At 65.2% G+C, this 25,839-nt stretch carries 23 protein-coding genes and 1 riboswitch; of the genes, 14 read left to right on the top strand and 9 right to left on the bottom strand.

All coding sequences use genetic code 11. From position 1 onward, the window contains the following. Positions 1–10: 10 nt before the first annotated feature. From choV to D8676_RS11115, 3 genes are all read right to left on the bottom strand, one after another. A complete protein-coding gene (choV, locus tag D8676_RS11125; RefSeq protein WP_121580924.1) occupies positions 11–1,192 on the bottom strand; it encodes a choline ABC transporter ATP-binding protein in 1,182 nt (393 codons plus the stop codon). After that, positions 1,189–2,037, bottom strand: a complete 849-nt coding sequence (gene choW / locus D8676_RS11120) for a choline ABC transporter permease subunit (RefSeq protein ID WP_121580923.1) — start codon at positions 2,035–2,037, stop codon at positions 1,189–1,191. The genes choV and choW overlap by 4 nt, the downstream gene beginning before the upstream one ends. A gap of 189 nt (positions 2,038–2,226) precedes the next feature. Beyond that, a complete protein-coding gene (locus D8676_RS11115) occupies positions 2,227–3,171 on the bottom strand; it encodes a choline ABC transporter substrate-binding protein (RefSeq protein WP_121580922.1) in 945 nt (314 codons plus the stop codon). Positions 3,172–3,455: 284 nt separating this feature from the next. Between D8676_RS11115 and D8676_RS11110 the strand changes: the two genes are divergently transcribed. From D8676_RS11110 to D8676_RS11080, 7 genes are all read left to right on the top strand, one after another. Further along, positions 3,456–4,544 (top strand): hypothetical protein, encoded by a 1,089-nt coding sequence (locus D8676_RS11110; protein WP_121580921.1) that lies wholly within the window; start codon positions 3,456–3,458, stop codon positions 4,542–4,544. 51 nt (positions 4,545–4,595) lie between these two features. Beyond that, the gene (locus tag D8676_RS11105) at positions 4,596–5,744 is read left to right on the top strand and encodes a hypothetical protein (protein ID WP_183097057.1); all 1,149 of its coding nucleotides are present in this window, start codon (positions 4,596–4,598) and stop codon (positions 5,742–5,744) included. A 51-nt stretch (positions 5,745–5,795) separates the two neighbouring features. Beyond that, positions 5,796–7,706: an AAA family ATPase gene (locus tag D8676_RS11100; protein ID WP_121580920.1), complete on the top strand. Its 1,911-nt coding sequence runs from the start codon at positions 5,796–5,798 to the stop codon at positions 7,704–7,706. A 58-nt stretch (positions 7,707–7,764) separates the two neighbouring features. Beyond that, positions 7,765–8,181, top strand: a complete 417-nt coding sequence (locus tag D8676_RS11095) for a DUF559 domain-containing protein (RefSeq protein WP_121581098.1) — start codon at positions 7,765–7,767, stop codon at positions 8,179–8,181. Positions 8,182–8,245: 64 nt separating this feature from the next. After that, entirely contained in the window at positions 8,246–9,532 is a 1,287-nt protein-coding gene (locus D8676_RS11090; RefSeq protein WP_121580919.1) for a DUF6638 family protein, read from the top strand. Between the two features lie 39 nt (positions 9,533–9,571). Beyond that, complete coding sequence (locus D8676_RS11085) at positions 9,572–10,768, top strand: DUF2333 family protein (RefSeq protein ID WP_121580918.1); 1,197 nt, start codon at positions 9,572–9,574, stop codon at positions 10,766–10,768. 362 nt (positions 10,769–11,130) lie between these two features. Beyond that, positions 11,131–12,810, top strand: a complete 1,680-nt coding sequence (locus D8676_RS11080) for a formate--tetrahydrofolate ligase (protein ID WP_121580917.1) — start codon at positions 11,131–11,133, stop codon at positions 12,808–12,810. 78 nt (positions 12,811–12,888) lie between these two features. On the opposite strand, the gene D8676_RS11075 is transcribed toward D8676_RS11080, so the two are convergent. The 6 genes from D8676_RS11075 to efp all read right to left on the bottom strand — a co-directional run bounded on the left by D8676_RS11075 (position 12,889) and on the right by efp (position 17,579). Beyond that, positions 12,889–13,869: an ABC transporter substrate-binding protein gene (locus D8676_RS11075; RefSeq protein ID WP_121580916.1), complete on the bottom strand. Its 981-nt coding sequence runs from the start codon at positions 13,867–13,869 to the stop codon at positions 12,889–12,891. Next, positions 13,866–14,606: an ABC transporter ATP-binding protein gene (locus tag D8676_RS11070; protein ID WP_121580915.1), complete on the bottom strand. Its 741-nt coding sequence runs from the start codon at positions 14,604–14,606 to the stop codon at positions 13,866–13,868. The genes D8676_RS11075 and D8676_RS11070 overlap by 4 nt, the downstream gene beginning before the upstream one ends. Beyond that, entirely contained in the window at positions 14,593–15,354 is a 762-nt protein-coding gene (locus tag D8676_RS11065) for an ABC transporter permease (protein WP_121580914.1), read from the bottom strand. The genes D8676_RS11070 and D8676_RS11065 overlap by 14 nt, the downstream gene beginning before the upstream one ends. A 36-nt stretch (positions 15,355–15,390) precedes the next feature. Next, positions 15,391–16,002, bottom strand: a complete 612-nt coding sequence (locus tag D8676_RS11060; RefSeq protein ID WP_121580913.1) for a YkoF family thiamine/hydroxymethylpyrimidine-binding protein — start codon at positions 16,000–16,002, stop codon at positions 15,391–15,393. Continuing rightward, positions 15,992–16,102: riboswitch (TPP riboswitch) on the bottom strand. Its footprint overlaps the gene before it by 11 nt. 119 nt (positions 16,103–16,221) lie before the next feature. Next, a complete protein-coding gene (catB, locus tag D8676_RS11055) occupies positions 16,222–16,857 on the bottom strand; it encodes a type B chloramphenicol O-acetyltransferase (RefSeq protein ID WP_121580912.1) in 636 nt (211 codons plus the stop codon). 155 nt (positions 16,858–17,012) lie between these two features. Continuing rightward, positions 17,013–17,579, bottom strand: coding sequence for an elongation factor P (efp, locus tag D8676_RS11050; protein WP_121580911.1), 567 nt, complete (start codon positions 17,577–17,579; stop codon positions 17,013–17,015). 234 nt (positions 17,580–17,813) lie between these two features. On the opposite strand from efp, the gene epmA reads away from it, so the two are divergent. The 7 genes from epmA (at position 17,814) to D8676_RS11015 (ending at position 25,803) form a co-directional block, all read left to right on the top strand. Then, the gene (gene epmA, locus D8676_RS11045; RefSeq protein ID WP_121580910.1) at positions 17,814–18,866 is read left to right on the top strand and encodes an EF-P lysine aminoacylase EpmA; all 1,053 of its coding nucleotides are present in this window, start codon (positions 17,814–17,816) and stop codon (positions 18,864–18,866) included. A gap of 114 nt (positions 18,867–18,980) precedes the next feature. Further along, entirely contained in the window at positions 18,981–19,442 is a 462-nt protein-coding gene (locus D8676_RS11040; protein WP_121580909.1) for a DUF4126 family protein, read from the top strand. Beyond that, positions 19,439–20,818, top strand: a complete 1,380-nt coding sequence (locus D8676_RS11035; protein ID WP_121580908.1) for an FAD-containing oxidoreductase — start codon at positions 19,439–19,441, stop codon at positions 20,816–20,818. Before D8676_RS11040 ends, D8676_RS11035 begins: the two co-directional genes overlap by 4 nt. A 214-nt stretch (positions 20,819–21,032) precedes the next feature. After that, positions 21,033–21,521 (top strand): GNAT family N-acetyltransferase, encoded by a 489-nt coding sequence (locus tag D8676_RS11030; protein ID WP_121580907.1) that lies wholly within the window; start codon positions 21,033–21,035, stop codon positions 21,519–21,521. Positions 21,522–21,624: 103 nt separating this feature from the next. Continuing rightward, positions 21,625–23,025 carry a patatin-like phospholipase family protein gene (locus D8676_RS11025; protein ID WP_121580906.1) on the top strand — a complete coding sequence of 467 codons (1,401 nt, stop codon included), beginning with the start codon at positions 21,625–21,627 and terminating at the stop codon, positions 23,023–23,025. A gap of 321 nt (positions 23,026–23,346) precedes the next feature. Beyond that, positions 23,347–24,411 carry a sn-glycerol-3-phosphate ABC transporter ATP-binding protein UgpC gene (ugpC, locus tag D8676_RS11020; RefSeq protein ID WP_121580905.1) on the top strand — a complete coding sequence of 355 codons (1,065 nt, stop codon included), beginning with the start codon at positions 23,347–23,349 and terminating at the stop codon, positions 24,409–24,411. Positions 24,412–24,483: 72 nt separating this feature from the next. Beyond that, entirely contained in the window at positions 24,484–25,803 is a 1,320-nt protein-coding gene (locus tag D8676_RS11015; RefSeq protein ID WP_121580904.1) for an ABC transporter substrate-binding protein, read from the top strand. Positions 25,804–25,839: the final 36 nt, after the last annotated feature.

Genomic DNA, 25,839 nt, shown 5'->3' with positions numbered 1-25,839 from the left:
ATGGGTCCGGCTACCTCCTCAACACCGCGCTCAGGACATCCCTGACCCCGATGGCGCCGACGAAGCGCGACTGGTCGTCGAACAGCGCCACAGGCGCGGTCTGCGAGCGGTGCATGGCCAGCATGACGGTCTTCAGCGAGGTGCCCGGCCGGGCCCAGAAGACATGCGGCGCATCGTCCGGCAGCTTCTCCATGTCGTCGCAGGAGATCCAGACCGAGGGCTGCCCCTGGCGTTCGGCCGCCACGACCAGCCCCTGCTCGTCGATCTTGAAGCGCGTCGTCTGCCGCCGGTCGAGCCAGAGCCAGCCGTCGCCGGCCGGTTCGAGATCGCGGCGGTCGCGCATGACGTTCCATGCGGTGAGCACCGACAGCGGATTCACGTTGGCGATGAAGTCGCGCACATAGTCGTTGGCGGGCCTGAGCACGATGTCCTCAGGCGCGCCGGTCTGCACGATGCGCCCGCCTTCCATGATGGTGATGTGGCTGCCGATCTTCAGCGCCTCCTCCAAGTCGTGGCTCACGAAGATGATCGTCTTCTTGAGCGTCGCCTGAAGCTGCAGCAGCTCGTCCTGCAGCTTGGTGCGGATCAGCGGATCGAGCGCCGAGAACGGCTCGTCCATCAACAGGATCGGCGCGTCGGTGGCGAAGGCGCGCGCCAGGCCGACGCGCTGCTGCATGCCGCCCGACAGCTCATGCGCGTATTTCTTCGCCCACTGGTCGAGGCCGACCAGCTTCAGCTGCTTGTCTACCCTCACCTTGCGCTCGGCCTCCGGCACGCCGGCAAGCTCCAGCCCCAGCCCGACATTCTGCTCGACGGTGCGCCAGGGCAGCAGCGCGAACTGCTGGAACACCATGGCGACCTGCTTCTGGCGGATGCCGCGCAACGTCTCGGCGTCGCAGCTGGCGACATCGACCTTCCGGTCGCCCGACCTGACAAAGACGCTGCCGCGCGCCGGCACGTTCAGCCGGTTGACGGCGCGGAGCAGCGTCGACTTGCCCGAGCCCGACAGGCCCATCAGCACCGATATCTCGCCCTCGTTGACGGTGAGGTTCGCCCCGGCGCAGCCGAGCACCGCGCCGGTCTTCTCGAGGATCTCCTGCCGCGTGGCGCCCTTGTCGATCATGGCGAGCGCGGCATCGCGCTCGCTGCCGAAGACGATGTCAACGTCCTTGAATTCGACCGCGGCGTTCATTTCGCGGCTCCGATGCGGCTCATGCGGTCGAGGATGATGGCGAGTATGACGATGGCGAGGCCCGCCTCGAGCCCGAGCGGGATGTTGACCGAGTTCAGCGCCCTGACCACCGGCTTGCCGAGCCCGTTGGCGCCAATCAGCGCCGCGATGACCACCATCGACAGGCACAGCATGATGCATTGGGTGAGGCCCGCCATGATGGTCGGCAGCGCCGCCGGCAACTCGACCTTCCACAACAATTGCCGTTTGGTCGCGCCGAAAGCCTCGCCGGCCTCGATCATCGGCTTCGGCACCGAGGTGATGCCGAGATAGGTAAGGCGGATAGGCGCGGGCGAGGCGAAGATCACCGTCACGATCAGGCCCGGCGCGATGCCCAGGCCGAACAGGATCAGCACCGGGATCAGGTAGACGAAGGTCGGCATCGTCTGCATCAGGTCGAGGATCGGCTGCAGCCAGCGATAGCCGCGCTCGTTATGCGCGGCCCATATGCCGATCGGCACGCCGATCGCCATCGAGGCGGCGGCGGCCGCCACCACCAGCACAAGCGTCTCGACCGTCTCCTTCCAGAGATTCTGGTTGATGATGAAGAGGAGGCCGACGGCGACGCCGAGCGCCAGCTTCCAGGATTTCTGCAGCCACCAGGCAAGTGCCGCGATCACCGCGACGAGAACCACCGGAGGGACGATCAGCAGGAGATCCACCAGCCCGTCGAGCACCACCGTCAGCGCGTCGGCGATCGAATCGAAGAACCACTCGAAGTTGGTGGTCAGGAAATCGAAGAAGGACTTGCCCCAGCGGCCTATGGGTATCTTTGCGCTCCTTACGAGCTCGGATATCGGATCCACGCGCGGGCCCCTCCTTCAGGAATTTCCCTCCCCGGCGAGGGGAGGACAGGCAACCGCCGCAGGCGGTCGGACGAGTGGGGTGGCCTGGTAAGGACACGGCGCAAGGAAAACGCCGAGCGCGGCCCCTCCAGACCCCACCCCGATCCGCTCACGCGGACCGACCCTCCCCGAAAGGGGGAGGGAAGCGTATCACGCACCGAGCGCCGACTTCACCGCCGCCGCTGCGTCGCCGCCGTCAATGGTGGTCACGCCTTCGAGCCAGGGGGTGACCGTATCAGGATTGGCCTGCAGCCACTCGGTGGCGGCGGCCTTCGGGTCCTTGCTGTCGTTGAGGATCGCGCCCATGATCTCGTTCTCCATCTCCAGGGAGAAGACGAGGTTGGAGACGAACTTGCCGACATTCGGGCATTCGCCGACATAGCCGGCGCGCACATTGGTGTGCACGGTGGCGCCGCCGAAGTTGGGGCCGAACACGTCGTCACCGCCCGACAGGTATTCCATCTCGATATTGGCGTTCATCGGATGCGGCTCCCAGCCGAGGAACACGACGTCCTGCTTGGAGCCGGCGGCCTTCTGCACGGCGGCCAGCATGCCGGCCTCCGAGCTCTCGACCAGCTCGAAACCTTCGAGGCCGAACTGGTTGGCCGAGATCATGTCGAGGATGAGCCGGTTGCCGTCATTGCCGGCTTCGATGCCGTATATCTTGTTGCCGAGCTTGTCCTTGAACTTGGCGATGTCCTCGAAACTCTTGAGCCCGGCCTCGTAGGTGTATTTCGGCACGGCGAGCGTGTACTTCGCGCCTTCCAGGTTCATCTTGATCGACTCGACCGACTTGTCTTCGAGATAAGGCTTGATGTCGGCTTCCATGGTCGGCATCCAGTTGCCGAGAAAGACGTCGATGTCCTTGGACGAAAGCGAGGTGTAGGTGACCGGCACCGAAAGCACCTGCACCTCCGGCGCATAGCCGAGCGCTTCGAGAATCACGGAGGCGGTCGCGGTGGTGGCGGTGATGTCGGTCCAGCCGACATCGGCGAACTTGACCGCCTTGCAGCTTTCAGGGTCGGCCGCGAAAGCCCCCGTGGAAAGCATTGCAGCCAGCCCGAGGCCGGCCGCGAACGACTTGAAATGCGACATGAATTTCTCCCATTTTTGCCCGAACGGGGCGGCGGCTGCCGCTCCGCCCCTGTTCCCCAAGCCAAACACCATTTTCATATGGATTCAAGCGGCATGACGCAGCGTCTGGCGTCGCCTGTTGATCCGCCTGCGACATAGGCGGGCATTTTGCGACAGCCGAAACCCGTGGCCGGCGCCTCCGCCCGCGACCCGGGAATCGTCCCGGCCGCTGCGTTCCCGTCTTTTAATCGATACCAGCCCCTCATATATTCCGCACGCGTCAAGCGAAGCCGGGAGACATCTAGATGGCGACACTGCAGAACTTCGATGCCGAGATTGCCAAGACCAGGGAGGTCGTGGAGGAGATGCGCTCCAAGATCGACCAGTCCGGCACAATGCTCGACAGGCTCGCCCAGTCCGACCAGAAGATCGGCGCGACCGACTTCGACATCGAGAACGCCCGCATCGAGGACGTGATCAATCAGCAGAAGGTGATGGAGGCCAACATCGCCGACCTGATCATCGGGCTCGAGGACGCCACCAACGTCTTCGGCACCGAGTTCGAGAACATGAAGAGCTTCACCGGCTGGGAGACCTTCATCGGCATATTCTCCGCCGAATCGAAGCAGCGCATGCGCACCGAGCGGGTTCGCAACACCTCCCTGTCGGGCAATCTGCAGGAACTGCTGTCGAAGTCGGACACCATCGTCGGCATCCTGAAGGCGCAAAAGCAGGTGCTGGAACAGCGCTACGCCACCTCCGAGACCAGCCTCGCCCAGGTAATCGAGCGCCGCAAGGCAACCATCGAGAACCTGACGGCGGTGCAGAAGCGCATCGAGGAGATCAATCCGCTGCTCCTCGACATCGAGAACAGGATCGCCGCCTCCACCAACCAGACCGAGCGCACCCAGCTCGAGGGCGAACGCTCGAAACTCGCCACCGAATATAATGAGAAGCAGGCCAAGGAGCAGGAACTGCTCGCCGAGAGCCAGACGCTGGAGCGCTACACCTCCATGTTCCAGACCTTCGTCGATTCGCTCAACAACCAGATCGCCGCGCAGAACACGCTGATCAACAAGCTGTCGATCGATACCGAGCAGCGCATCGTGCTCTACAAGGCGCTGGAGGATTCGCTGAAGACCGCCGCCCAGCAGGAGGTCGCGCACAAGATCAACACGCTGGGCAGCCGGGTCGACAACACGGCCGAGGAGACGATGGCCGGCATCGGCGCCGCCGCCCAGAAGCATATCGGCGACCTCCTGGAGCTGCACGAGAAGAACATGGTCTCGACGGCCGACATCCAGCGCCGCAAGAAGCTCGCCGACGACGCCTTTGCCCGCCGCTTCGACGAGGTCATGCGCAAGCATAACGCGTCGGACTACGTGCAGGCGTAGCCGGAGCCAGGTTGCTGGTTTGAATTTGCTGGTGCTCCCGGAAGGCCGCGCATGATCACCTCAGTCGACGATCCGGCGGTCCGCTATTTCGATGCCATCGCGGCAGCGCTCGGCGGCCTCGAGATATTCATGCGCGACGACCGCTCGCCGCTCTACCGGCACGGCATCGTCGCCCGGGTCGTCGCCGAGTACATCACCCGGCTGGAGACATCCTTCGCCTGCTGGAGGAACCGGCTGGGCTTCATGGACAGCTTCCGCATTTCCCGCGCGGAGAGCGGCTTCCCGGTCTTCCAGAACCTGCTCGAGCTGGAGAACGACCGCCGTCAGGCCGAGCAGCGGCTAACCAACATCCCGGCGCCCGACGAACTGCGCGCCGAGATGGCCGACTTCATCCTGCGCCACAAGGAGTTCCCGGCGGCGCTGCAGAAGTCGATGGCCGAAAGGCTCTATCTGGAGGACGTGAAGGACGGCGACATATTCGGGCCCTTCTCGCTCGCCAGGACGGTCAAGGTCTCGGTCAATCCCAAGGCGATGCGGCCCTTCTACCTCGTGCACTGGGCAGCGTTCGACGGCACCGCCAACCTGCCGCTGATCTACATGGCCACCGTCGAGGATTCCTCGGAGGCGATGGTTCGTCAGCTCGTCACCGACAACGGCAAGCTCAACGAGAAGGTCGAGATCCCGCTTCCCGTCGAAGGCCTGCTCAATCCCGAGCTCGCCCACCGCTTCGACGACTTCACCGAGAAGAACTCGGCCTACACGCTTTCGCCGGCCACCATCGCCGGCAATCTCGACAAGGATTTCCCGACGCTGCATCCCAAGCAGCTCCGGCGCGTCGTGCTCGGCCCCTTCTATTCGGCCGGCATCACCGAGCACAATTCGACCGTGTCGGAAGTGCTCTCCAAGGTGCGCAAGGCCGAGAACGCGTGGCTGCTGACCTGGACGATCCAGGAGATCTATTCGAAGGCCGAGCGGCCCGGCCGCAAGGGCCTGTTCTCCAGCGAGCAGCCGTCCGAGGAATTCTACATCAACACCGACGACCTCGAAGCCGCGCGCCAGGGTGTGTCGAGCTATGAGAAGCACGCGCTGATCCCGCACGAGGCTTACCAGGCGCTCTACGCCGCCGGCGAGGCACAGAAGATCTTCTCCGGCTACAAGGTTCACATCCTGTCGAAGGGACAGGTGATCTCGGATGTGTGATCGCTTGTCGTCGACCCGGCGGCACACAACCGCCAAAATCAGGAACGCTTCATGGACACCGGCCTGACCACCATCCCCGAAGCCGACATCGAGAAGCAACGTGCCACTGCGCAGTCGATGATCACCCGCGTCGTCGTGCTGGAGGATTCGTCGCGCGAATCCGGCACCGCGCTTGCCGGCACCAACCGGCGCTTCGTCTCCACCGTCTCGACCGGCTCGGTGCGCAAGACGCGCGAGGTCGAGCTGGCGAAGACCGTGGCGTCGGTGAAGCCGGACGACCAGCTTCTCTCGATCGCCCAGCACACGCTGCTCTACCGCGCGCGGCGCGGCCTCTCGATTGCCCTCGCCATCTCCGACGTCTTCGCCCGCGCCGGCGAGCTGGAGAGCCTGCAGGCCAAGAACGCCCGGGCGCCGCTCGAAGGCGACGACGCGACGCGCTTCAAGAAGCTGCTCTCGGCATCGGCCTACGTTTCGGCCTTCGCCTTTGCCTCCTACCTCCTCCAGCTCATAGACGCCGACGGCGAGGCACCCAACGACGTCGAGGAGCCCGATTTCCTCTTCGACACGCCGCAGGACGCGCTGAAATCGATGGTCGCCGGGCTGGACGGCGCTCTGTCGGGCGCCAAGGCCGACTCCGACCTCGCACTGCGCGCCAAGAGTTTCGCTCGCGTTGCAATAGACGGTCTTCTGACTCGAAAAGGCCGCTTTGACGGGCTGGGCGCCTTCGAGGACGCCCACATCCGCATCGACGCCGACGATTTTACCCTCGACGGCTTCGACGTCGCGCCCGGCAAGCGATCCAAGCCGCTGGAGATGACCTTCAAGAAGCCCGAAGAGGTCGTCGGCAACCACATCGCCAAGTACCAGTCGGTCAAGCTCGCCAAGATGCTGATGGCCTACGACTTCGACCGCCAGATGAACCCCTTCGTCGAGCTTGGCGGCTTCCTCTTCACCTTTATCGGCGACGGCGCGCCGGGCACCGGCAAGACGACGCTGATCCAGATGATCGCCGGCCTCGTCAACGGCTACTGCCAGGTTGCCGGCTACCCCTTCCACTACGAGAATTTCGGCGTCGACCAGATCTCGTCCTACCAGGGCAAGTCGGGCCAGAACTGCCGCGCCTTCATCGACAACGTGCTCAACCCGCGCGCCATCGGCTTCGGCACCATCGACGACATCGACCAGGTGGCGGCGAAGCGTTCCGACGACCGCGCCTCCGCCGGCCAGCACGAGATCACCGGCGTCTTGATGGCGGCCTTCTCCGGCGCGATGACAGTCATCCGCGGCAACTCGACCTTCGGCATGTTCTCCAACTATCCCGAGAATGTCGACGATGCGCTCCGCCAGCGCGCCGGCGCCCGCTGGCTGGTCGACGGGCCGCAGACGCGCGACGACTACATCGACATTTTTGTCCTCCTCGCCGGCAAGAACCACGAGATACCGCTCGGCGAGCACCGGCTCTACGCGGCGCAGGAGATCCAGCGCGCCGTCGACACCGCCTATGAAAGCCATTCGAAGCCGCATGAGGATGGCCTGATGCAGGTCTACGAGCGCTTCATGAAGGAGAACGGCCAGCCGAAGACCATGGCCGATGTCGGCGCCTATCTGCATAGGATCAAGGAGGCCGAGCCGCGCTTCACCGGCCGCGCCATCAAGAACGTCACCGACGCCATCAAGATGCGCGCCATGGACATCGAGCTGCCCGACGACTGGTTCGAGAAGCCCGAGACCTTCATGCACAAGGGCTACGACGAGAAGAAGGCGATGATCGAGGAGCTGCGCGGTCCCTTCGACATGGCGATGGTCATGCAGGAGATCAACCGCTACGCCGACAGCGAGTTCCGCTACTCCGACCGTGCCGATGACGCGGCGGTCGAAAAGCTCCTGCGCGACGCCCGCCTGCGCGAACGCGCCGCGCGCGAGATGGAGGAACTGAAGCAGAAGGGGCTGTGGAATGCGTAGTTTCCTTCTCCCCGTTTACGGGGAGAAGGTGCCCGAAGGGCGGATGAGGGGCAGCGCCATGCGTGGAGGAAATCTGAACAAAATCGGACGTGCACGACAGCTTCGCAAAGTCGAGAACGCAGCGGAGGAATTGATGTGGCAGGAACTGCGCGGCCGTCGACTGAACGGCTACAAATTCGTCCGCCAGCTTCCGATAGGGCCGTTCTTCGCCGATTTTGCCTGCCGCGAAAAGAACGTGGTTGTTGAGATAGATGGAAGCCAACACGCCGGAAGTGCGCGTGATCGGTTTCGCGATGATACGATGAATCGGAACGGCTGGTCCGTACTGAGGCTTTGGCACGCGGATGTCATGCGAGACCTGCAAGGTGCGCTGGAAGTGGTCGTCGCAACACTGGATGGGCGGCTTGATCGGAAGATGATCTCGAACGAAATGAAATTCCTGCCGGCAATCAATGAGGACGGAGCAAGATCTTGAAAGCTCTCGCTGCCCCTCATCCGCCCTTCGGGCACCTTCTCCCCGTGAACGGGGAGAAGGAATAATGGACCTCCTGCGCGACAACGAACTCATCTACGGCCGCCTCCTCCCTGTCGAGGAACCGCATCTCATCGAGCGCTACAACAAGGCGCTCGTCGCCTTTGGCCTGAAGCCGACGGCGCTCAAATCCTTCGAGATCGACCGCACCGGCTTCTCGCCTCAGGTGGCCGAGGAGCTCGGCGACTACCAGCATCTCGATCCCAACGAGGTCAACCGCCGCTTCATCATCCTCACGCCGTCGCAGCAGGACCTGCCGGTCGTCCACACCGCCTTCTCCAACACCTCGCAGCTCGTCTACGAGTTCTTCGCGAAGAACGCCCGCGCCATCGACGCGCTGACCATCAAGGATGTGATCTACGGCGAGATCGAGGACTCCGTCTCCAGGGTCGAGGACATCGAGGACCTGCTCTCGATCAACCAGGTCGAGTTCCGTGTGCTGTCGGCGGAGGACGTGCTCGGCAAGGCCTCCGAGCTCGGCCGTCTCGTCGACCGGCTGAAGCAGGAGCCCGACGCCTGGCGCGACGACCGCATGCTCGACCGCATGGTGGAACTGGCGAAGGTCACCGGCGATATCCGCGAGAACGCGCTGGTGCCGGACCAGGTCATCTTCCGCCACAACGCCTACTGGACCAGCCATTTCGGCGGGCTTTACGTCTTCGTCGATCCCGACATCACCACCGTCATCTCCGATCCGGCCGCTCCAGGCTTCCGCCGCTCGCGCCCCTGGCAGGTCAGCTATCTGTCCATCCGCGACGCCGACCGCGTCTTCCGCTTCCTCGCCTCGACCGGCCGCATCGAGCTGCCGCGCGCCTCATGGCTGGAAACATCGGGCTATCTCGAGCACCGCGCCGAGATGGCGATCCGGAACCTTATCCGCGAAGCCGAGCCGAAGCGGGATTTGCGCGAAGTCGACAAGGTCTGGCTGCAGACCTGGATCCATTCCAACGCCGCCGAGATCGCCAGCGAGGGCACCTTCCCCTTCCTCAATGCGGCCAAGCGCGAGATCGCCCAGTACGGCCAGCTGAAGCTGGAGGAGGTGTTTCCGCTCCACCGCTTCCTGGTGGTGCGCGCCAAGCCCGACCACCCGGACGCCTGGCTGACCAACCGGCTGATCTCGGATTTCGTGCCGTCCGACTTCATCTCGCGCTACATCTTCAACAAGCAGGGTTTCTACAAGGATTACGAGGGCTGGCCGGAACTCTGGCGCGCCCATGTTGTGGACACGCTGAAAACCACATATCTGAGAGACGAGGCGGGCTATCGCGCGCGCCTCTACGGGCTGGTCGACTAGACCATCCCACACAGGCCCGGAAACCAAGGGGACGCCGGAATGCTCGATCCGATCGTGAATTTCTTCACCCGGGTTTTCCAGTGGATCGGCCGCGGCATCGGCTTCGTCATCGGCATCATCCTGTGGCCCTTCATGTGGGCGGGCCGCTGGTACACGCAGCGCGGCTGGATCCTGAAGGCCGTTCTCGGCCTCATCCTCGCCGGCATCGTCGTCGCCTACGCCTATTTCTTCTACGTCACCCAGTTCTGGAACGATTTCGATCCCGACTATCCCGACGCCGTCGCGGCCGCCTCCGCCGCCCCGCAGGCCGCCAACGTCCTCGCCGGCGATCCGATCGCCTCGCCTTCGCAGGCGACCGCAACCGGCACGCAGCAGCCCGAAGGCGGAACCGCGACACAGCCGGCGGCCCCCGCCGAACCCGGCCAGCAGACCTGCAAGCGCTCCGAAATCGCGGAAATGACGGCCTATCTCGTCGACTTCAACGTCAACCGCAACGCATGGATTTCCTCCATGCTGGCGTCCAAGCTCGGCTTTTTCGGCATTCCGTGGCGCAACACGCCGTTCTTCGACAACAAGGCCGCCTTCCAGCTCGGCATCAACCAGGTGATGCGGCGCACGACCACCGAGCTGGTCGATACGCTCGGCCGCGCCCGCGGCACCTCGCGCATCGACCAGAACCTGCAGGACGCCCGCACCGCGCTCGCCTGGGACGAGGACGCCTGGTACATCGGACTGCGCGGTCCGACCCGCCCGACGCCGAGCGTCTACCGCGACGCGATCAGGAAACTGCGCGCCTACAACTCCAGCCTGACGCAATGCCAGGTCACCTTCGACGCACGCGCCGACAACCTGCTTCTGTTCCTCGACCGCATCGCCGGCGACATGGGCTCCACCTCGGACATCCTGCGCGGTCAGATCGAATATTCCGATGCCGGATGGTTCGATCCGCGCGCCGACGACCGCTTCTGGTTCGCCTACGGCCAGCTTTACGCCTATTACGGCATCCTGACCGCTGCCCGCTCGGACTTCTCCGCCGTGGTCAGGGAACGCAACATCACGGTGCTCTGGGAAACCTTGACCACCCAGATGCGCGATGCCCTCAACATGCAGCCCTGGCTGATCTCCAACGGCAACGAGTCGAGCTTCATCTTCCCCTCCCACCTCGCCACGATGGGCTTCAACCTGCTGCGGGCCCGCTCGCAGATCGTGGAGATCCGTTCGGTCCTCGACCGATAGGAGCGTCGCGGGAGGAAGCGCATGGCGGTTCGCAGTTGAATCGTGCGAGCAAGGTCTTCCGGATTCCGGGAATGCGGGCCGCTCCGCCGTCTGTCGTTTTTCGCGCATTCCGCGCCTGTTTTGGGACGGCGCGGTCGCCGGCGCTCGGGCTCTATGCGGCGGTCTCGCATCCGCAAGACGGTCCGTGCCGCGCTCTGCGCCCAGTTTCTTCCAGGGAAACAATTTTGCATGCTGGTTGACGACGCCGACGCGGGAAGCTTAGATCGCCGCGCAATTTCGCGCGCCGCGCCGTCGGCGCAGCGACCGTCAGAAGCCGCAACCTGATTCACAGCCACAACCATCCAGTCCGAGGGAACGTCGCCATGGCCGCAGTGAAGACCGACATCGAAATCGCCCGCGCGGCGAAGAAGAAGCCGATCATGGAGATCGGCGCCAAGCTCGGCATCCCGCCCGAGCATCTGCTTCCCTACGGCCACGACAAGGCCAAGGTGTCGGCCGAGTTCATCGCCTCGAAGCGAGGCGCCAAGGACGGCAAGCTCATCCTGGTCACCGCCATCAACCCGACGCCGGCCGGCGAAGGCAAGACGACCACTACGGTCGGCCTTGGCGACGGCCTGAACCGCATCGGCAAGAAGGCGGTCGTCTGCATCCGCGAGGCGTCGCTCGGACCGAACTTCGGCATGAAAGGCGGCGCCGCCGGCGGCGGCAACGCCCAGGTCGTGCCGATGGAGGACATGAACCTCCACTTCACCGGCGACTTCCACGCCATCACCACCGCGCACAATCTGCTCGCGGCGCTGATCGACAACCACATCTACTGGGGCAACGAGCTCGGCATCGACACCCGCCGCGTCGTCTGGCGCCGGGTCATGGACATGAACGACCGCGCCCTGCGCGAGATCACCGCGTCGCTCGGCGGCGTCGCCAACGGCTTCCCGCGCGAGGCCGGCTTCGACATCACCGTGGCGTCGGAAGTCATGGCGATCCTCTGCCTCGCCGCCGATCTCAAGGATCTCGAGAAGCGCCTCGGCGACATCATCGTCGCCTATCGCCGCGACAAGACCCCCGTCTACGCCCGCGACCTCAAGGCTCCGGGCGCCATGGCCGTCCTGCTCAAGGACGCGATGCAGCCCAATCTCGTGCAAACGCTGGAGAACAACCCCGCCTTCGTGCATGGCGGCCCCTTCGCCAACATCGCGCATGGCTGCAACTCGGTGGTCGCCACCACCACCGCGCTGAAGCTCGCCGACTACGTCGTCACCGAAGCCGGCTTCGGCGCCGATCTCGGTGCCGAGAAATTCTTCGACATCAAGTGCCGCAAGGCGGGCCTGAAGCCTGCGGCCGCCGTCATCGTCGCGACTGTCCGCGCCATGAAGATGAACGGCGGCGTCAAGAAGGAAGACCTCGGCAAGGAGAACGTCGAGGCGGTGAAGAAGGGCTGCGCCAATCTCGGCCGCCACATCGAGAACGTGAAGCAGTTCGGCGTGCCAGCGGTCGTCGCCATCAACCACTTCTATTCCGACACCGACGCCGAGATCCAGGCGCTGAAGGACTACGTGGCGTCGATGGGCGAGGAGGCGATCGTCTGCAAGCACTGGGCCGACGGTTCGGCCGGCATCGAGGAGCTGGCGCACAAGGTCGCCGCGCTCGCCGAATCCGGCTCTTCGCAGTTCGCCCCGCTCTATCCCGACGAGCTGCCGCTCTTCGAGAAGGTTAACACCATCGTGCAGCGTATCTATCGCGGCTCGGAGGCGATCGCCGACAAGGCGGTGCGCGACCAGCTTCACGCCTGGGAGCAGGCCGGCTACGGCAATCTCCCGGTCTGCATGGCCAAGACCCAGTATTCCTTCTCGACCGATCCGAACCTGCGCGGCGCGCCGACCGGCCATGTCGTGCCGGTGCGCGAGGTCAGGCTGTCGGCCGGCGCCGGCTTCGTCGTCGTCATCTGCGGCGAGATCATGACCATGCCGGGCTTGCCCAAGTCGCCGTCCTCGGAGAAGATCTTCCTCAACGAGCAGGGCCAGATCGAAGGCCTGTTCTGAGCTTCGACACGGCTTTCCATTCAGGGAAGGGCCGGCATTCTTGCCGGCCCTTCTTGCATCAGGCGATCCGATCCGCGGTCACTGCCCGCGCCAGCTTTCGTCGAACCATCCGGACACGTCGCCCGGCGCACTGAGCGTATTGCCGGTGCCGTCCTTCAGGACGCCGTTGTCGGCCAGGAACTGCGCCATGCGCTGGAGGCGCATGCCGTCGATTTTCCCGACAGGCGTATCGCCGCCCCCCAGGAATCCACCTTCCGCGATGAGCTTCATCGAGCCGCGCACGAGATCGGGATTGGGGAAGTCGCCAGCCGCGATCATGATCTCGGCCGCCTCATCAGGATTGGCGGCCGCCCATTCGTAGCCGGCAAGCGTGGCGCGCATGAACGACGCGACGGTTTCCGACCGTTCCCCGATCGACGCGCCGCGCGTAGCGATGAAGCCGTTCTGCTGGTCGGGAACGCCGTAGTCGCCATAGGCGAAGGAGGCCTGGTTGCGCTGCAAGAGTTCGCTGTTCACGCCCTCCCACGTCGCCACCTCCAGCGTGAAGTCCACCGCACCCGAGGCCAGCGCCTCATACGCGCCGCTGCCGAGCGTCACCGTATCCCATTGCGGCGTGCCGCCGTCGTTGCGGATCATGGTGCCGATCAGCGCCGCCTCCCATGCGCTGCCGAAGCCGGCATAGGTCTTGCCAGACAGGTCGGCAGGGCGGCTGATCTCGGAATTGGCGGCATTGTAGACCAGCCGTCCCGTCTCGCGCTGCATCGTCACCCACAATGCGGTGATGTCGGCGCCCGCGGCGCGCGCGCTCATGAAGCCCAGTGACGGCACGTAGGCGAAGTCGGCCAAGCCGCCGGCGAGCAGCGCGGCCGAGCTCGTATCCGAGAACGGCAGGAGTTCCACATCGAGCCCGGCATCTGCGTAGAAGCCGCGGTCGCGCGCAACGACGAGGCCGACATGGTTGGTGTTCAGCGACCAGTCGAGCGCCACCGATACCTTTTCTGCGGCCTGCGCGCCGAACGGCAGCAGCAGCGAAAGAACGAGGATGAAAGCACGGATCATGAAAAGTCCTCCAGCAACATGGATTTGAGGGTTTCCCTGAGGTCGGCGAGCGCCGCTTCGCCGCGCGCCTCGCGAGGCGTGTCGATTTTTATGTCGGCAACGATACGGCCCGGACTGGCCGCCATCACCAGCACGCGGTCGGCGATCTCTGTCGCCTCGCGCAGATCGTGCGTGACCATCAGAACGCCGCGCCGCACTTCCTGAAGCCGTGCGACCAGCCAGGCCTGCATGCGCATCCGCGTCACCGCGTCGAGGGCGGAGAACGGCTCGTCGAGCAGGATGAAGCTGCTTTCCTGGACGATGGTGCGCAGGAACGCGACGCGCTGGCGCATGCCGCCGGACAACTGGTCCGGGAACAGTCTTTCGTTGCCGGCAAGGCCGAAGGCCGAAAGCAGCGGAGCGATGCGCGCCTTCGCGGTCGCGTGCGGCACGCCGGCGACTTCGAGCCCGAGCGCCGCGTTTTCGGCGACGGTGAGCCACGGAAAAAGCGCATCGCTCTGCGGCTGGTAGCTGATGGCTGGATCGGGGCGCGTCCTCTCCCCGCCGTCGATCGTCAGCCTGCCCGTCGCCGTCAAGCCGGCAGGCAGGATGCCGGCGAGCCATTTGATGACCGACGTCTTGCCGCACCCCGACGGGCCGATCAGGCAGGTGATCTGTCCCGCCGCCAGGTCGAGCGACAGGTGCTCGACCAGCGCCCGCTCCCGACTGGCGACGGTAAGCGCCTCAATGCGCAGCATGATGGCCTCGCCTGCGGTCGGAGAATCGCTCGACCAGCCGCACGGCGCCAAGAAGGAGGAGCGTCAGCGTCGCCGACACCACGACCGCCGCCAGCACGAGATCGGCGCGAAAATTATTCTTGGCCGAGAGGATGAAGATGCCGATGCCGCGCCGCGCGCCGGCATATTCGGCAAAGATGGTGGCGACGATGGCATAGGTCGCGGAAATCCTGAGGCCGGCGAAGAAGGCAGCCCGCGCGGATGGTAGCCGCACGCGCCGAAACAGCGTCGCCTTCCCCGCGCCCATGGACGCCAGCAGATCGAGATGGTCCCTGGAGGCCCGCGCGTAGCCCGACAGCAGGCTCACCAGCATCGGAAAGAATGTGACGAGGATGACGAGCAGCATCTTCGGCAGCAGGCCGAAGCCGAACCACAGGATCATAAGCGGTGCGAGCGCGATCAGCGGCACGGTCTGGCTGACGACGAAGAGCGGCATCAGTCCGCGCTCCAGCGGCGGAAGGAAGTGCAGTGCGACGGAGATCAGGAAGGCGAATGCCACCGATGTGGAGAAGCCGAGCGCGGCGACCGAAAGCGTGCTCGCCGCATGTTCCGAGATCACCGCGCGCTCAGTGCCGAGCGCACGCGCGACGTCGCTCGGCGCGGGCAGGATCAGCGGCGAGACATCTGCCCAGGCGCAATAGAGCTCCCACACCGCCAGGATGGCGAGCGCAATTAAAATGGCAGGGAGAATGCGCCGGAGCGGCTGCATGGACGGCGTCCTGACTGGAAAGCAGGCGAAGGCGCGTCAGCGCTTGCTCGGGCTGTTGGCCGAAGCCGTCAGGTCGATCGTCACATGCCCCTCGGCCGGCCCGAAACGCAGGAAGGCCTGCCGCACCGTCTCGAACACCGGGCCGGCGTCACCGCTGAGCCGCGTGCAGAAATTCTTCGACTTCAGGAACGTGCCGGAGGTTTTCAGGAAGTCGATGCAGCCATAAATCTCGTCCATGTGACGGTCCTGGCCGAGCACGTAGAGCGAGAACTGGACGTCGATCTCGACCCCGAGCACCGGCGCCTGCTTCACAGCCGCGGCGGCAAGTGCTCGGCGCTCCTCGAGCGGCAGCGACTGGCCGACGGTGAGCGCCTCGCAGCGGCAAAGCTCGTCGTCGGGCTCGCCCGGGCAGCCGCGCGAGATCGTCGCGTGCAGCGTGACATGCGCCGGCCCTTTCGCCGCCCTGGCGAACAGATCGCGGATCGCGTCGAACAGCGGCTCCGGCGCACCGACCATCAGCGTCGAGACGTCGTCCGTCTCGATCCGCAGTTTTTCGCGATGGGGCGACAGGGCTTCCAGCCCCGACAGGATGACGTCGACGAAATCCGACGTCATCGGATACAACGACACTTGCGCGCCTATGAACATGGTCCCTCGCTCCGCTGGCATTACCCAGATCAGCTTTGAAGGGTTCGCGCGTAGAAGCGCATCTCAGCCCTCCGAAAGGAGAGCACCCCTGGTTATGCGGCGAACAATTGGCCGAACGACGCCGGCGTGTCAACCGCGTCGATCGCCTAACCGCGACCACCCTTCGACGCGCCGAAAAGCAAGAGCACCCGCCGACGAGCTCGGCGGGTGCTCTCGCCGTTATACGGGGCGAACCGTCGTCGCCCAGTAGCGGTGCAGTTCTTCTATATTGCCGCTGGTGAGCAGCGGCATGGCGCCGGACAATTTTTCGCCCGGCCACTCCCACCACTTCATTTCGACCAGCAGGCCGATCTGCCTGTCGTCGAAACGCTTGCGGATCGTCTTCGCCGGGTTCCCGCCCACGATCGCGTAGGGCTCGACGTCGCGGGTAACCAGCGCCCGCGTGCCGATCACCGCGCCGTCGCCGATCCTGATTCCCGGCATGACGATCGCCTCCGAGCCGATCCACACGTCGTTCCCGATCACGGTGTCGCCCGCCGGCCGAAAGCCGTTTTCAGCCCCGGCAAAGGCCGCGACCTCGGGCATCCAGAAGAAGGGAAACGTGCTTGCCCAGTCGTTCCGGTGACCCTGGTTCCCGGCCATGATGAAGGCCGCCCCCGAGCCGATCGAGCAGAAGCTGCCGATAACGAGGCGGTCGGCGCCTTCATCCGGAATGAGGTAGCGGGCGCAGTCGTCAAAACTGTGCCCGTGATAATAGCCGGAATAGTAGCTGTAGCGGCCGACGACGATGTTCGGGTTGGTGACCTGCTCGTCGAGCGTAATGCCCTTGAACGGGCTTTCGAAGAAGTTTTGCATCTGACGTTCTCTGAATGAGTTGTTCCGGGCCTGCACGCGCAGGCCAAGGGTGCGCGGGGACCGCTAGGTCCCGCGCCCGGTCCCGCATCCTGCGCGGGGGTCATTCAGATCGTTCGCGGTGCAGCCTTCATGATTTCTTGCCGGCGACAGCCGGCTCAGTCCTTCGCGCGTTCCACATACGACCCGTCGGCCGTCATCACGACGACGCGCGTACCGGTCACGATGTGCGGCGGCACCGCCGTCTTCACGCCATTGGACAGCAGCGCCGGCTTGTAGGAGGACGACGCCGTCTGGCCCTTGGTCACCGGCTCGGTCTCCACCACCTCGAAGGTCGCGCGCTGCGGCAGCACGATGGCGATGCCGACGCCCTCATGCACCGAAAGCGAAACGGCCATTCCCTCGATCAGGTACGGAGCCGCGTCGCCCACCACGTCCTCCGCGACCGCGATCTGGTCGTAGGTCTCGGGATTCATGAAGTGGAAGCCCTCGCCGTCGGCGTAGAGGAAGGTGTGCTCGCGATCCTCGACATGGGCGCGCTCGACCTGCTCGGTGGTGCGGTAGCGCTCCGACACCTTCACGCCGTCGGAGATGCGGCGCATGTCGAGCTGCGTCACCGGCGTGCCCTTGCCGGGATGGATGTTCTCGGCGAACAGGATGACGTAGAGCTTGCCATCCTTGTCGACGACGTTGCCCTTGCGGAGCGAACTGGCGATGACCTTCACGGGCTGACTTTCCTGAAACGAGCGAATTTTCGTGTTTTCATGGCCCGAAAGAGCCGTCGAACGCCGCTTACCCTATCTTATCGGCCACCGCCAGCCCCGCGCCCTTTCTCTCCCCTCGGGCGGAGGCTCGCAGATCGAGGAACCAATCTGCAGGATGGGGTCCTCCGCCACGCCGCCCTTTCCCACAGCGGCAGGAATGGGTAAGGACGCCGTCGATCATTACCCGGAGCCTCGATGACCACTGCCTCGCCCTGGTGGGCGCCCCATCGCCACGCCGACCGCCGGCCGCGCCTCCTCGCCCGCAACGCCATCGCCGCGGCCATCCGCGACTGGTTCGCGCGCCGCGACTTCGTCGAGGTCCAGACCGCCGCCCTGCAGATCTCCCCCGGCAACGAGACACATCTCTCGGCCTTCGCCACCGAGGCCGTCCTGCCCGACACGTCCCGCTCGCCGCTCTATCTCCACACCTCGCCGGAATTCGCCTGCAAGAAGCTGCTCGCCGCGGGCGAAGAAAAAATCTTCAGCTTCGGCCCGGTCTGGCGCAACCGCGAGCGCGGGCCGCTGCATCATCCCGAATTCACCATGCTCGAATGGTACCGCGCCGGCGAGACCTATGGCAGCCTGATGGAGGACTGCGCAGCGCTGCTCTCCCTCGCCGCCGAGAAAGCCGGCGCGAAACGGTTTGCCTTCCGCGGCCGTGAGGCCGATCCCTTCGCCGAGCCGGAGCGGCTCTCCGTCGCCGAAGCATACTCCCGCCACGCCGGCATCGACCTCCTCGCCACGGTCGCGACCGACGGCGCCACCGACCGCGACATGCTCCACGCCGCCCTGAACGCCGCCGGCCTGCGCACCGCCCCCGACGACACCTGGACCGACCTTTTCAGCCGCGTCATGGTCGAGCGCATCGAGCCCAATCTCGGCACGGGCCGCGCGACCGTCCTCTACGAATATCCGATCTCGGAAGCAGCGCTTGCCCGCCCCAGCCCGCGCGACGGCCGCGTCGCCGAACGCTTCGAGCTCTATTGCTGCGGCGTCGAGCTCGCCAACGCCTTCGGCGAACTGACCGATCCCGACGAGCAGCGCCGCCGCTTCGAGGCCGACATGAACGAGAAGGAAAAAATCTACGGCGAGCGTTACCCGGTCGACGAGGATTTTCTCGCCGCGCTGAAGATCATGCCGGAGGCCTCCGGCTCGGCCCTGGGTTTCGACCGCCTCGTCATGCTCGCCACCGGAGCCCAGCGCATCGACGACATCATCTGGACGCCGGTCGCCGGCGGCGACTACTGACGAAGAACGCCCGTCTGGCGCGGCTTTCCCTTCTCGGTTACCGTTACGGCAACCCGCACAGGCCCGCAACGGCCCGCGGACCTGCCCGCCGATACCGAGATCAGAGGGGAATCCATGCTTTATCTGCTTGCATTGCTGATCGGCGTCGTCGCCGGCCTGCGCGCCATGACAGCGCCTGCCGCGGTCGCCTGGGGCGCCTATCTCGGCTGGTTGCCGCTGTCGGGCACATGGGCCGGCTTCATGGGTCACTGGATCGCGGTCGCGATCTTCACCGTGCTCGCGCTGGTCGAACTCGTCGGCGACCAGCTCCCCTCGACCCCGAGCCGCAAGGTGCCCGTCCAGTTCGGCACGCGGCTGGTCAGCGGCGCCTTCGTCGGCGCCATCATCGGCACGGCTGGCGGCGCGCTGATTGCCGGCCTGGTGGCCGGCATCGTCGGCGCGGCGATCGGCACCTATGGCGGCGCCGAAGTCCGCTCACGGCTCGCCGGCGCCTTCGGTCGCGACCTGCCCGCCGCCCTCATCGAGGACGCCGTCGCCATCCTGCTTGCCTTCCTCGTCGTCTCGGCCGTCTCATGACCGCAATGAAATTCGACGCCATCGTGATCGGCGCCGGCCAAGCCGGCCCTCCCCTCGTCGGCCGGCTGACCGCCGCCGGCCAGACCGTCGCCCTGATCGAGCGCAAATTCTTCGGCGGCACCTGCGTCAACACCGGCTGCAAGCCGACCAAGACGATGGTCGCCAGCGCCTACGCCATGTTCATGGCGCGCCGCGCCGCCGACTATGGTTTCACGATCGGCGGCGACGTCACGGCCAACATGAAGGCTGTCGCGGCGCGCAAGGACAGGGTGATCATGGATTCCCGCTCCGGCGTGGAGGACTGGCTCGCCGGCATGGAGCGCTGCACCGTCTTCCGTGGCCACGCCGCGTTTCTTTCGCCGCATGCAGTCAGCGTCAACGGCGAGACAATCTCCGCCGACCGCATTTTTATCAATGTCGGTGGCCGCGCCAACGTCCCCGCCATGCCCGGCATCGACAAGGTCAGCTATCTCACCAACTCGACCATGATGGATGTCGATTTCCTGCCCGAGCATCTCGTCATCGTTGGTGGCAGCTATATCGGGCTGGAATTCGCGCAAATGTTCCGCCGCTTCGGCAGCAGGGTCACCGTCGTCGAGAAGGGACCGCGTCTGATCGGCCGCGAGGATCCCGAGGTTTCGGACGCCATCAAGACGATCCTCGAGGAGGAAGGCATCGCCTTCCGTTTGAAGGCCGAGTGCATCTCCTTCGCGCCGCACGACAAGGGCGTGTCGGTCGGCGTCGATTGCGACTATGGCGACCGCGCCGTCGTCGGCACGCATGTGCTGCTCGCCATCGGCCGCGTCCCCAACACCGGCGATCTCGGCCTCGACAAGGCCGGCGTGAAGATCGACGAACGCGGCTACATCACCGTCGACGACGAGCTGCGCACCAGCCAGCCGCATATTTTCGCGCTCGGCGACTGCAATGGGCGCGGCGCCTTCACCCACACCGCCTACAACGACTTCGAGATCGTCGCGGCGAACCTGCTCGACAACGAGAGCCGTCGCCTCAGCGACCGCGAGACCGCCTACGCGCTCTATATCGACCCGCCGCTCGGCCGCGCCGGCATGACCGAGACCGAGGCGCGGAAGTCGGGCCGAAAAATCCTCGTCGGCACGCGGCCGATGACCAGGGTCGGCCGTGCGGTCGAGCGCGGCGAGACGAAGGGTTTCCTGAAGATCGTGGCCGACGCGGACACCCAGGAATTGCTCGGCGCGGCGTTCCTCGGCGCCAGCGGCGACGAGGTCGTGCACGGCATCCTCGACATGATCTACGCCAGGGCGCCCTACACCGTCATGCAGCGCATGGTGCCGATCCACCCGACCGTGTCGGAGCTTCTGCCGACCGTCATTGCGGAGATGAAGCCTGTCTGAGGCCCACGACCGCCTCGTTGCCGGCATCTGCCCCCTTTGGAGCAGGATGGTTAGCCGTTCCCGCGCGGCCGTGCTATCCTGCTTCCATGTTCGACGGTTTCATGCAGCCGTTTCGACCGGTTCGGCCTGCGGTCGAGCATAGCCCGACTGCTCTCCCCGTTATTGTCTTCGCCGGCTTTGTCATTGTGCTCGTCCTGCTCGTCGGTCTGGTGACATGAGCCTCCTCATCCGCGAAGCGCTGCCGTCGGACCAGGGCGCCATCTGGTCGATTCTGGAGCCTATCCTTCGAGCCGGCGAGACATACGCGCTTCCCATGGATTGGGCAGAGGAGCAGGCGATCTCCTTCTGGTTCAGGCCCGGTAACACGGTCTTCGTCGCGGTGCGGGCTGACGAGGTGATGGGGACATACTTCCTGCATGCCAATCAGCAGGGCGGCGGCGCCCATGTGGCCAATTGCGGCTACGCCACTGCGTTCCGGGCGCAAGGGCAGGGCGTGGCATCGGTCATGTGTGAGCACTCCCTGCAGATCGCATCTTCCCTCGGCTTTCTCGCCATGCAGTTCAATTTTGTGATCAGCACTAATCGACGAGCCGTCGATCTTTGGCGGCGCTTCGGTTTTGAGATCGTCGGGACGATCCCCAAGGCCTTCGATCACCCACGTTTCGGTTTGGTCGACGCGTTCGTGATGCATCGTTTCCTGTAGCAGTTGCGCGGGTTCGCTCGCTGCGGCAGGATCGCGGCCCGGTAGGAGGGTCGTGGTGCCGGCATCTCGGGCGCATAGACTTGCTTGTATTGTTTTTGCGGGAATGGCGCTTTCGGCCTGCGCCACGCCCGACGTCGGCCCCATCAACACCCATGTCGTCGATGCAGGCCGCGCCTCGCCGGAATTCGTGCCCGACCCGGCGGATGACGGCTCGATGGTCGTCGGCCTCGCCATTTCCGGCGGCGGCACGCGCGCCGCCGCCTTCGGTTACGGCGTCCTGACGGGGTTGGACCAGATCGTGGTCGACCAGCGTCCGAAGCGGCGCACCGTAGTCGACGACATCCGCATGATCTCGGGCACGTCGGGCGGCGCGGTGACCGCCGCCTATTTCGGCTACCGAGGCGACGGCTATGCCGATCTGCGCGAGCGGTTCCTTCTCGCCGACGCCGAGGAGGATCTGAACCTCGCGAAATATTCGCCCGCCAATCTGGTCCGCATCTATGAAGGCGGCGCCAACGACCTCTCGACCTTCGCCGCCTGGCTCGACCGCAACGTCTTCGACGGCGCCACCTACGCCGCCTTCCGCCGGAGCGATGCGCCGATCGTCTGGATAAACGCCTCCGACATCTACAACGGGACGCCCTTCGACTTCACCTACGATACCTTCGCGGCACTCTGCAGTGATCTCGACAAGGTGCGGATCGCCGACGCCGTCGCCGCGTCAGCCGCCTTTCCGGTCGTCTTCAAGCCCGTCGTCGTGTCGACGGCGGCCACCGCGCCGAAATGCAACTACCGGCAGCCGGAATGGTTGACCCGCGCGCTCGCGGACCCTGCCGCCTCGGTGCGCCTCAAGGCCTATGCGCGGTCGCTCCGGACCTACCAGGACAATCCCGATGTCGACTACATCAAGCTCCTCGACGGCGGCCTGACGGACAATATCGGCATCACCGGCTTCGCCATGGAACGCGCCGCGGCGAAGGCGCCTCATGGCCCCCTGTCCCCGGCCGAGGCCGTGAAGCTCAGGAACTTCGTCTTCATCGTCGTCGATTCCAGCGTCGAGACCGAGGGGGACTGGGTGAAGACGCTCGCCGGGCCGAAGCTCCCCCAGTTGACCGGCGCCGCCTCCAACACCAGCATCCGCTCCTCGGTGCGCGACGAGTTCGATGCGTTGACGCTGTCCACCGAGCTCTGGCAGCGCCAGCTCGTCGGCTGGCGCTGCGGCCTGCCGCGCGAAACCGTGCTCCGGCTGCGCGGCACGCTTGCCGGCTGGGATTGCCGCGATGTGAGCTTCGTGGTGGAGGACGTCACCTTCGAGGATTTTCCGCTCGAGCAACGCGCCCGGCTCAACGCCATCGAGACGCGCCTCAAGCTCCCGGCCGATCAGGTCGACCTGTTGATCTCGGCGGGCCGTGAAGCGGTCCAGTCGAATGTGCGCCTGCAGCAGGCCTTCGACGCTGTGCGCCGCCGCGCCGGCGTCACTCCGCTCACCGCCTCGGCCGACTAGAGCAATTCCAGCAAGACGGAAACACTCTCGGGGCCGGCACGTCCGCAGCCTGCTTGCCGGCCTGCAGGCGTGGCGGCATATTGGACATAAGAATGACTTTACACCAAGGTTTGGGTAGCGCTACCATCCTCATTGCGCGAGATTTGCGAGGAAAGCAGGCGGCGCTGAAAAGCAATTCCAGGAAAAAAGGAACCGGTTTTCCTTTCGGAATTGCGAAAACAAGGAGTTAGATCATTCATCGGCCCACGAAGTGATGAATTGATCTAGACAACCGGCGCTTTCTCTCGAAGGGCGTCATAGGTCAGCCGTTCGGGAGGAACGATGGCGTCTGTCGGAATTCGCGAAGTCCGCAAGTCGTTTGGTTCAACTGAAATTCTGCACGGCGTGAGCATCGATATCGTCGATGGCGAATTCGTCACCCTTGTCGGCCCCTCGGGCTGCGGCAAGTCCACCCTGCTCAGAATGATCGCCGGGCTGGAGGGCGTCACCAGCGGCCAGATTTCGATCGGCGAGCGGGTCGTCAACAATGTCGCGCCCAAGGAGCGCGACATTGCCATGGTCTTCCAGAACTATGCGCTCTACCCGCACATGACCGTCGCGGAGAACATGGCTTTCTCGCTGAAGCTGAAGAACGCGGCCAAGGCGGAGACCGAAGCGCGCGTGCAGCGCGCCGCCGAGATCCTCGGCCTCGTGCCGCTGCTGTCGCGCTATCCGCGCCAGCTCTCGGGCGGCCAGCGCCAGCGCGTCGCCATGGGCCGCGCCATCGTGCGCGACCCGCAGGTCTTCCTGTTCGACGAGCCGCTGTCCAATCTCGACGCCAAGCTGCGCGTCGCCATGCGCGCCGAGATCAAGGAGCTGCACCAGCGCCTCAAGACCACCACCGTCTACGTCACCCACGACCAGATCGAGGCGATGACCATGGCCGACAAGATCGTCGTCATGCATGACGGCATCGTCGAGCAGATCGGCCGCCCGCTCGACCTCTACGACCGCCCCGACAATCTCTTCGTTGCCAGCTTCATCGGCTCGCCGGCGATGAATTTCCTGCACGGCGAGATCGGTAGCGACGGCGGCCCGGCCTTCCACGGCAAGGGCGGTGTTTCGGTGCCGCTGAACGGCGCGGCCGGGGCCGGCGGCGGCACGCCGGTCGTGCTCGGCGCGCGGCCTGAGCACCTGAAGCTCTCCGACGACGGCTTTCCGGTCGAGATCGTCGTCGTCGAACCCACCGGCTCGGAGATCCAGATCATCGGGCGCACGCCGGGCGGCGAGGAGATCGTCGCCAATTTCCGCGAGCGCCATGCCTTCGAACCCGGCCAGACGGTGAAGCTCACCGTCGAGCCGAACCTCATTCACCTCTTCAACGGAGAAACCGGAAAGCGGCTGTGATTTCTGCCTTGGCCGCTCGACCGGACGCATACGCGACTAACAACTGGACTATCGCACAAGGAGGAAGTGACGATGAAATTCACCAGACGTGACGTGATCCGCACCGGCGCCGCGGCCGCGGCGGGCGTGGTCGGCAGCCGGCTGATCGGTTCACCGGCCTATGCCCAGAGCGCCCCGACCTACACGCCCGAGGAGGGCGCGACGCTGCGCGTGCTGCGCTGGTCGCCCTTCGTGCCGGCCGACGAGGAACAGTGGATCGTCAACACCAAGCGCTTCACCGACGCCACCGGCGTCCAGGTCCGCATCGACAAGGAGAGCTGGGAGGACATCCGTCCGAAGGCCGCAGTGGCTGCCAATGTCGGCTCCGGCCCCGACATCATGTGGGTCTGGTTCGACGACGCCCACCAGTATCCCGACAAGCTGCTCGACGTCACCGACCTCGCCGACTATCTCGGCGGCAAGTATGGCGGCTGGTACGACGGCGGCAAGGGCTACGCGACCAAGGACGGCAAGTTCATCGGCCTGCCGCTGGCGGCGATCGGCAACGCCATCGTCTACCGCGACTCCTGGGTCAAGGAAGCCGGCTTCTCCGAATTCCCGAAAGACACGGCGGGCTTCCTCGAGCTCTGCAAGGCGCTGCAGAAGACCGGCCATCCGGCCGGCTTCACCCACGGCCACGGCGTCGGCGACGGCAACAACTACGCCCACTGGCTGCTGTGGAGCCACGGCGGCAAGATGGTCGACGAGGGAGGCAAGGTCGTCATCAACAGCCCCGAGACGATGAAGTCCATCGAATATGCGATGGAGCTCTACAAGACCTTCATCCCGGGCACCGAGAGCTGGCTCGACGTCAACAACAACCGCGCCTTCCTGGCCGGCGAGCTCGGCGTCATCGCCAACGGCATCTCCGCCTACAACTCGGCCAAGACCAGCGACGATCCGAAGCTGCAGGAGATCGCCAAGGACATCCGCACCACCAACCTGCCGATCGGCCCGGTCGGCCAGTCGGTGGAGCTGCACCAGACCACCACCGCGGTGATCTTCAACTACACGCCCTACCCGAACGCCGCGAAGGCCTATCTGCAGTTCATGTTCGAGGCCGAGCAGATGAACGACTGGATCGAGAAGTCGGCCGGCTATTGCTGCCAGTCGCTCAAGGCCTATGCCGAGAACCCGATCTGGAAGGCCGACCCGAACAACGCGGCCTATGCGCGGGCCTCCGACACGCTGCGTCCGAACGGCTATGCCGGCCCGCTCGGCTACGCGTCGGCCGCCACCATGGCCGACTACGTGCTGGTCGACATGTTCGCCAAGGCGGTCACCGGCCAGGCGACGCCGCAGGAGGCGATCGAGGAGGCCGAGAAGCGCGCCAACCGCTACTATCGGGTGTAGCTGCAAGAACGAACGCCCCCTCCACCGCCTCCGGCG

Source organism: Mesorhizobium sp. YM1C-6-2, assembly GCF_003666685.1.
In the GTDB taxonomy this organism is placed as follows: Bacteria; Pseudomonadota; Alphaproteobacteria; order Rhizobiales; family Rhizobiaceae; genus Mesorhizobium_K.
This window is presented reverse-complemented; position numbering and strand designations above follow the sequence as displayed.